This is a genomic window from Streptomyces sp. 7R007 (assembly GCF_054850255.1).
Genome location: NZ_JBTWMV010000072.1, coordinates 22,798 through 29,220, shown reverse-complemented (window position 1 = coordinate 29,220; position 6,423 = coordinate 22,798). Strand labels below are relative to the sequence as shown.

The following is a 6,423-nucleotide window of genomic DNA, read 5'->3' as shown; positions in this document are numbered from 1 at the left end:
GCACTTCGCCGACGTCCACGAGTGCGGGCCGTCTGCCGTGCGTGGTACTTCGCCGCCATACGCGGGTGGCCCTGGCCTTCTAGGCACTCGTGCGGGCGGCCCCGCCATGGGGGCGGGGCCGCGGGGTGCGTCAGCTTGTGAGGGGTTCCAGGGCTGGTGTGGCCTCTTCTGGCTGCCTTGTCGTCATGGAGCGGCGGGTCGGGATGGCCAAGGTCGCTGCTGCTGCCAGGGCCACCACCGCGGAGCCTGTGATCAGGGCCGGCTTGAGGCCGTTGACGAAGGTCTCGCCGGTCTCGTAGCCGCCCTGGGACGAGAAGATCGAGGACATGATCGCTATGCCCAGGGCGCCTCCGACCTCGCGCAGTGCGTTGTTGGCGCCGGAGGCGATGCCCTGCTCGCTGGGGCGGACGCTGGACATGACCAGGTTGGCCGCCGGGGCGAAGTAGAGGGCCATTCCGATGCCGCTGATGATCAGGCCCGGGAGCTGGATGGAGTACGAGGCGTGGGCGGTGACCACGGAGGCCATCCAGGCGAGGCCGACGGCCTGGAAGAAGAGGCCGGTGGCGACTACGGGGCGGCCGCCGATGCGGTCGGACAGGATGCCGGCGACGGGGGCGACGAGCATCGGCATGCCGGTCCAGGGGAGCATCCTGAGGCCCGCCTCTGTGGGCGAGTAGCCGAGGACGCCCTGCATGTACTGGCTCAGCAGGAAGATCGAGCCGAACATGCCGAGGAACATCAGGAGGCTCGCCGCGTTGATGCCGGAGAAGGCCCGGGAGCGGAAGAGCCTCATGGGGAGCATGGGGTTCTTGGCGCGGGTGCTGTAGAGGACGAAGCCGGTGAGCAGGGCCGTACCGGCGAACAGGCCGCCGAGGACGAGGGGGTCGGTCCAGCCGTCGGCCGGGCCGCGGACCAGGCCGTAGACGATGCCGAAGAGGCCGCCGCTGGCCAGCAGGGTGCCGGGGGCGTCGAGCGGGGCGCCGGTGCCGTGGGACTCGGCCAGGCGCAGGCGGGCCAGGGGCAGGAGGGCGACGCCGAGGGGGACGTTCAGCCAGAAGATCCAGTGCCAGGAGACGTGCTCGGTGAGGCTGCCGCCGATGAGCGGGCCGGAGGCCACGGCGAGGCCGTTGACGGCGCCCCAGATGCCGTACGCCATGCCGCGTTTGGCGGCGGGTACGGCGGCCGTGAGGAGGGTGAGGGTGAGGGGCATCATGATCGCGGCGCCCACGCCCTGGACCGCCCGGGCGGCGATGAGGGCGTTGATGCCGGTGGCCATGGCCGCGGCGGCGGACGCGCCGGTGAAGATCGTGAGGCCGGTGAGGAAGAGGCGGCGGCGGCCGAAGCGGTCGCCCAGGGCCGCGCCGAACATCAGGAGGACGGCGAAGGTGAGCGTGTAGGCGCTGACCGTCCATTCGAGGTCGCCCAGGGCTCCGCCGAGGTCCTTGCGGATGGATGGCAGGGCGGTGGTGACGACGAGGTTGTCGAGGGCCGCCATGAAGCCGGCGACGCTGGTGATGACGAGGGCCCAGCCTGCTCCCCCGCGACGTGCTGTCTGCTGTGACATCGCTCCCCCAGGAGAATTGCTCTTCCGGTTTGTTAGTTATTGATGACTAACTTTTCGGGGCATGGGAACGGGTCGCACCCGTTCGCACATTGCTACTCCATGGCGATCCAGCCCGGCCTGGCGATCTGGAAGCCGTCCCAGACCCGGTGGCCGGGCGGGAAGCCCATGGCGGTGAGGGTGTTGATCAACATGCCGTACGCCAGGAAGCCCGTGGTCCGGTCCGTGTCCGCACCCAGCGGGAGGTGCACGGTGTCCCAGAGCCCCATCCAGCTCTTGCGCACCATCTCACCGAACTCGTGGTCGCCGGCCGCCTCGGCCGACGCCACCGCGAGATAGGTCTGCAGTTGCATGCGCAGCCGCTCGGGCTGTTCCGCGATCAGCCGCGAGTACGCCGCGGCCATGGCCTGCATGGCCTCTTCGCCCCGCAGCCCTTCGGCGGCCTTCTCGAACATCCGGCGCATGTCCTCCACGCAGCGTTCCGCCGCCGCGAGGAAGATCGCCTTCTTGCCCGGGAAGAGACGGAAGAGATACGGCTGCGAGACACCGACCCGCTTGGCGATCGCCTCGGTGGAGGTGCCGTAGTAGCCGTTCTGCGCGAACTCGGCGATCGCCGCGAGGATCACACTCTCGCGTCGCTCTTCCGCACTCATCCTGACCATGTGGAGGAAGTTAGTACTCAATCACTAACCAAGTCAAGAGGGGACGGCGACTGCGGGAGGGTGTGTAAGGGGCGCTCTCCACGGTGGGGCGCCCCTTACGGGAGGCGGTGTTCTGCGGCTTTCAGGCCAGGCGTACGAGCGCTCGTGACATGCCGAGGACCTTCTGGCCGGCGCTGGTCGCCGTCAGGTCCACGCGGACCGTGTTGTCGTCCAGCTTGGCCGCGACCTTGGCGCTGACCTCGATCTCGGCGCCCTTGTCGTCGTTCGGGACCACCACGGGCTTGGTGAAGCGCACGCCGTACTCGACGATCGCCCCGGGGTCGCCCGCCCAGTCGGTGACCACCCGGATCGCCTCGGCCATGGTGAACATGCCGTGCGCGATGACGTCCGGGAGGCCCACCTCCTTGGCGAACTTCTCGTTCCAGTGGATGGGGTTGAAGTCCCCGGACGCTCCCGCGTACCGCACCAGCGTGGCGCGCGTCACGGGGAAGGTCCGGGCCGGCAGTTCGGTGCCGACCTCGACGTCGTCGTATGCGATCTTCGCCGTCATCCTCTTCCTCACGCCCCCTCGGCCGCGCGCGCGACAAGCTTCGTCCAGGCCGTCACCACGTGCTCACCGGCCTCGTCGTGGACCTCACCGCGGACGTCCAGGATGTCGTTGCCCGCCAGGGACTTGATCGCCTCGATGGTCGAGGTGACGGTCAGACGGTCACCGGCGCGCACGGGACGGGTGTAGGCGAACTTCTGGTCGCCGTGCACCACCCGGCTGTAGTCCAGACCCAGCTGCGGGTCCTCCACGACCTGTCCGGCGGCCTTGAAGGTGATCGCGAAGACGAAGGTCGGCGGGGCGACCACGTCGGGGTGGCCGAGCGCCTTGGCGGCCTCCGGGTCCGTGTACGCGGGGTTGGTGTCCCCCACCGCCTCGGCGAACTCGCGGATCTTCTCCCGGCCCACCTCGTAAGGGACGGTGGGCGGGTAGGTCCGCCCCACGAAGGACTGGTCGAGCGCCATGGCCCGGCACCTCCTGGTGTCGATAACTAACGTTCGCTGCAACGGCCGAAACGACGCGAGGCCGCCCCCCTGTTGGTGGGGGCGGCCTCGTGTACGAGCCTGATTTATCGCGTTTCGCGGTGCGCGGTGTGCGCGTTGCAACGCGGGCAGTGCTTCTTCATCTCAAGACGGTCCGGGTTGTTACGCCGGTTCTTCTTGGTGATGTAGTTCCGCTCCTTGCACTCCACGCAGGCCAGCGTGATCTTCGGGCGGACGTCGGTGGCAGCCACGTGAGTGCTCCTAAGACGAACGGGTGGACTGATTCAACGCAAGAAAGAGTAGCCGATCGAAGGACCGACCCCGCAATCGGCTACTGTCAGTAGCGGTGACCGGACTTGAACCGGTGACACAGCGATTATGAGCCGCTTGCTCTACCGACTGAGCTACACCGCTGCGGTGCGATCGGAACCCGCCTTGCGACGGGCACCTCTCTCACCAGAGCCCCAATACGGAATCGAACCGTAGACCTTCTCCTTACCATGGAGACGCTCTGCCGACTGAGCTATTGGGGCGAGCGATGAAGACATTACACGGTCCGCCGCCGTTCACCCAAATCCGTTTCGCCGCCCTCGTCCCGGCCTCGCCGCCACGGCCTGGAGGACCACGCCGGTACGACTATTGCGCTCCTCCCCGCCACGAGCGGATCACCGTCCTAGGCTCGACTCACTCTGCGTGATCTTGCGTCCCCCTGCGCAGTGCCGAGCGCATTCCGAGCTTGCGCAGGCCGCCCGAGCCTCTGGAGCGCGATGCCCGACAGCCAGCCGAGCCAGCCGCAGCCGCCCCGTTCGTCATCGTCTCCGTCGGGATCTACGAGCTCAGGGTCGGGTTCCGGACCTGGTTCTGGGCCTGGTTCGGGCTTGGGGCCTGGTTCGGGCTTGGGGCCTGGTTCGGGCTTGGGGCCGGGGTCGGGACCGGTGTCGGGGTCGCGGTCGGATTCAGGTTCGGGTTCGGGTTCGGGTTCGAGGGGATCGACGGAACCGGCGCGTTCCACGGGTTCGACGGGGGGCTCCGGAGCCTTCCGGGTCCCCGGCAGTTCCGGGGGGGCGGGTGGCTCTGCCGTCCCGGGGGCCGGGGACTCGGCCGCCCTGCTGCTGTGCGGGGCGCGGCTGACCGACGGGCGGACGGTGGACGTGCGGCTGGGGGGCGGGCGTATCGAGGCGGTGGGCACCGCCGGGAGTCTGGCGGCGAGCGGCACGCGCGCGTGCGGGTCGCGCGTGGACCTCGGCGGGTACCTGCTCCTGCCCGCCCCGGCCGAACCGCACGCCCACGGCGACACCGCCCTGTCGGCCGACGGCGACGGGCCCGTCTCGTACGACCCGGACGACGTCCAGCGCCGCGCCACGGAGGCGGCTCTGCTGCAGCTCGGGCACGGGGCCACGGCGGTGCGGGCGCACGTGCGCGTGGGGGACGTCCAGGGGCTGGGCGCGCTGGCCGCCGTACTGCGGGCCCGGCGCTCGCTGCGCGGGCTGACCGAGCTGACGGCGGTGGCGATGCCCCGGGTGCTGACGGGCGTGGCGGGGGCGGACGGGCTCGCGATGCTGCGGGACGCGGTGAAGATGGGTGCGTCGGTGGTGGGCGGCTGCCCGGATCTGGATCCGGATCCCACGGGGTATGTGGAGGCGGTGCTGGAGATCGCCTCCGAGCACGGTTGTCCCGTCGATCTGCACACCGACGGCGCCGATCCCGCCCGCCTGGCCCGTCTCGCCGCGATGGCCGGCGGTCTGCGGCCCGGCGTGGCCATCGGTCCCTGCGGGGGGCTCGGTCGTCTGCCCGCCGACATGGCCGCGCGCACCGCCGACCAGCTCGCCGCGGCGGGGGTGGCCGTGGTGTGCCTGCCCCAGGGCGGCTGCGGCGGCGTGGACCGCGGCGGTACGGCTCCGGTACGACTGCTGCGGGCCGCCGGCGTCCGCGTGGCCGGGGGCAGCGGCGCCCTCCGGGACCTGTCCAACCCCGTGGGCCGCGGTGACCCCCTGGAGGCGGCCTTTCTCCTGTCGTCCCGGTACGGACTGCGTCCCGAGGACGCCTACGACACCGTGAGTTCCTCCGCCCGGGCCGCGCTGGGCCTGCCCGAGGTGCGGGTCGAGGCCGGCTTCCCCGCCGAACTCCTCGCCGTGCGCGGCGACCGGCTGGCGGGGGCTCTGTCCTTGGCTTACAGCCGGATCGTGGTGCACCGGGGGCGCGTGGTCGCGCGGACGAGCGCGGTGCGGGAGTACTGCAACTCGGCCGCGGCGACGGAGTTGGGGCTGCCTCGGCAGGGGCGCGGGAAGTTGTCGTGAGCGCGGGGGGGGGTGGGAGTGGGGTAGCGCATGCGCGGGCGTGCGCGCTCTGTGTACGCGCCTGGCGCACGCGCTGTCCGCTCGCGCGCTCGGATCGTGCGCCCGGCGCGTGCGCCGGTGGCGCGTGCTACCCGGCGTGAATCTGCGAGCGTGCGCTGTGTGGGGCGCCGTTCACGTCGTGCGGCGGATGCGGCTGTCCGGGCGTACGGTCGAAGGCATGCGCATTGTCATCGCTGGTGGTCATGGTCAGATCGCGCTGCGGCTGGAGCGGCTGCTCGCCGCGCGCGGCGACGAGGTCGTGGGGATCATCCGTCGCGCCGAGCAGGGCGACGACCTGAGGGAGGCCGGTGCCGAACCGGTCGTGCTGGACCTGGAGTCGGCCTCGGTGGACGAGGTCGCGGCGGAGTTGGCGGGTGCGGACGCGGTGGTCTTCGCGGCGGGCGCGGGTCCGGGCAGCGGGGCGGCCCGTAAGGACACCGTGGACAAGGGGGCCGCGGTGCTGTTCGCGGACGCGGCGGTGCGGGCGGGCGTTCGTCGGCACGTGGTCGTTTCGTCCATGGGCGCGGATCCGGCGCACCAAGGAGACGACGTTTTCGACGTGTACCTGCGCGCGAAGGGCGCGGCCGACGCGTACGTGCAGGGCCTGGACGCCCTGGACTGGACGATCCTGCGCCCCGGGAGCCTGACGAACGACTCCGGCACCGGTCTCGTCCGGCTGGAGGCGCACACGGGCCGCGGCGCCGTTCCGCGCGACGACGTGGCCGCCGTACTCGCGGAGTTGGTGGACTCGTCCGCCACGGCCGGCCTGGTCCTGGAACTGGTCGGCGGGTCGACGCCGGTGCCGGTGGCGGTCAAGTCGGTGGCCGGGAACTGA

7 protein-coding genes and 2 tRNA genes are annotated in these 6,423 nt (G+C 71.0%); 2 read left to right on the top strand and 7 right to left on the bottom strand.

The annotated features are described in order from the left end of the window. Nucleotides 1-130: 130 nt before the first annotated feature. The 7 genes from ACYF6T_RS41410 to ACYF6T_RS41380 form a co-directional block, all read right to left on the bottom strand. Nucleotides 131-1,564, bottom strand: coding sequence for an MFS transporter (locus ACYF6T_RS41410; RefSeq protein ID WP_461703130.1), 1,434 nt, complete (start codon nt 1,562-1,564; stop codon nt 131-133). A 92-nt stretch (nt 1,565-1,656) separates the two neighbouring features. Continuing rightward, on the bottom strand, nt 1,657-2,223 hold the full coding sequence (locus ACYF6T_RS41405) for a TetR/AcrR family transcriptional regulator (RefSeq protein ID WP_461703129.1): 567 nt from the start codon (nt 2,221-2,223) through the stop codon (nt 1,657-1,659). 121 nt (nt 2,224-2,344) lie between these two features. Beyond that, nucleotides 2,345-2,773 carry a MaoC family dehydratase gene (locus tag ACYF6T_RS41400; protein ID WP_461703128.1) on the bottom strand — a complete coding sequence of 143 codons (429 nt, stop codon included), beginning with the start codon at nt 2,771-2,773 and terminating at the stop codon, nt 2,345-2,347. A gap of 8 nt (nt 2,774-2,781) precedes the next feature. Then, nucleotides 2,782-3,234, bottom strand: coding sequence for an FAS1-like dehydratase domain-containing protein (locus ACYF6T_RS41395; RefSeq protein ID WP_461703127.1), 453 nt, complete (start codon nt 3,232-3,234; stop codon nt 2,782-2,784). A 104-nt stretch (nt 3,235-3,338) separates the two neighbouring features. Further along, on the bottom strand, nt 3,339-3,503 hold the full coding sequence (rpmG, locus tag ACYF6T_RS41390) for a 50S ribosomal protein L33 (RefSeq protein ID WP_003948671.1): 165 nt from the start codon (nt 3,501-3,503) through the stop codon (nt 3,339-3,341). A gap of 90 nt (nt 3,504-3,593) precedes the next feature. Beyond that, nucleotides 3,594-3,666 (bottom strand) — tRNA-Met (locus tag ACYF6T_RS41385). Nucleotides 3,667-3,712: 46 nt separating this feature from the next. Beyond that, nucleotides 3,713-3,785, bottom strand: a tRNA-Thr gene (locus tag ACYF6T_RS41380). Nucleotides 3,786-4,358: 573 nt separating this feature from the next. On the opposite strand from ACYF6T_RS41380, the gene ACYF6T_RS41375 reads away from it, so the two are divergent. After that, a complete protein-coding gene (locus ACYF6T_RS41375; RefSeq protein ID WP_461703135.1) occupies nt 4,359-5,549 on the top strand; it encodes an amidohydrolase family protein in 1,191 nt (396 codons plus the stop codon). Nucleotides 5,550-5,766: 217 nt separating this feature from the next. After that, nucleotides 5,767-6,423 (top strand): SDR family oxidoreductase, encoded by a 657-nt coding sequence (locus tag ACYF6T_RS41370; RefSeq protein WP_461703126.1) that lies wholly within the window; start codon nt 5,767-5,769, stop codon nt 6,421-6,423.

What these genes read in the sequence shown, in the direction of transcription:
- ACYF6T_RS41395 (WP_461703127.1), bottom strand. Translation starts at nt 3,234, where the DNA reads ATGGCGCTCGACCAGTCCTTCGTGGGGCGGACCTACCCGCCCACCGTC.
- ACYF6T_RS41400 (WP_461703128.1), bottom strand. Translation starts at nt 2,773, where the DNA reads ATGACGGCGAAGATCGCATACGACGACGTCGAGGTCGGCACCGAACTG.
- ACYF6T_RS41370 (WP_461703126.1), top strand. Translation starts at nt 5,767, where the DNA reads ATGCGCATTGTCATCGCTGGTGGTCATGGTCAGATCGCGCTGCGGCTG.
- ACYF6T_RS41405 (WP_461703129.1), bottom strand. Translation starts at nt 2,223, where the DNA reads ATGGTCAGGATGAGTGCGGAAGAGCGACGCGAGAGTGTGATCCTCGCG.
- ACYF6T_RS41410 (WP_461703130.1), bottom strand. Translation starts at nt 1,564, where the DNA reads ATGTCACAGCAGACAGCACGTCGCGGGGGAGCAGGCTGGGCCCTCGTC.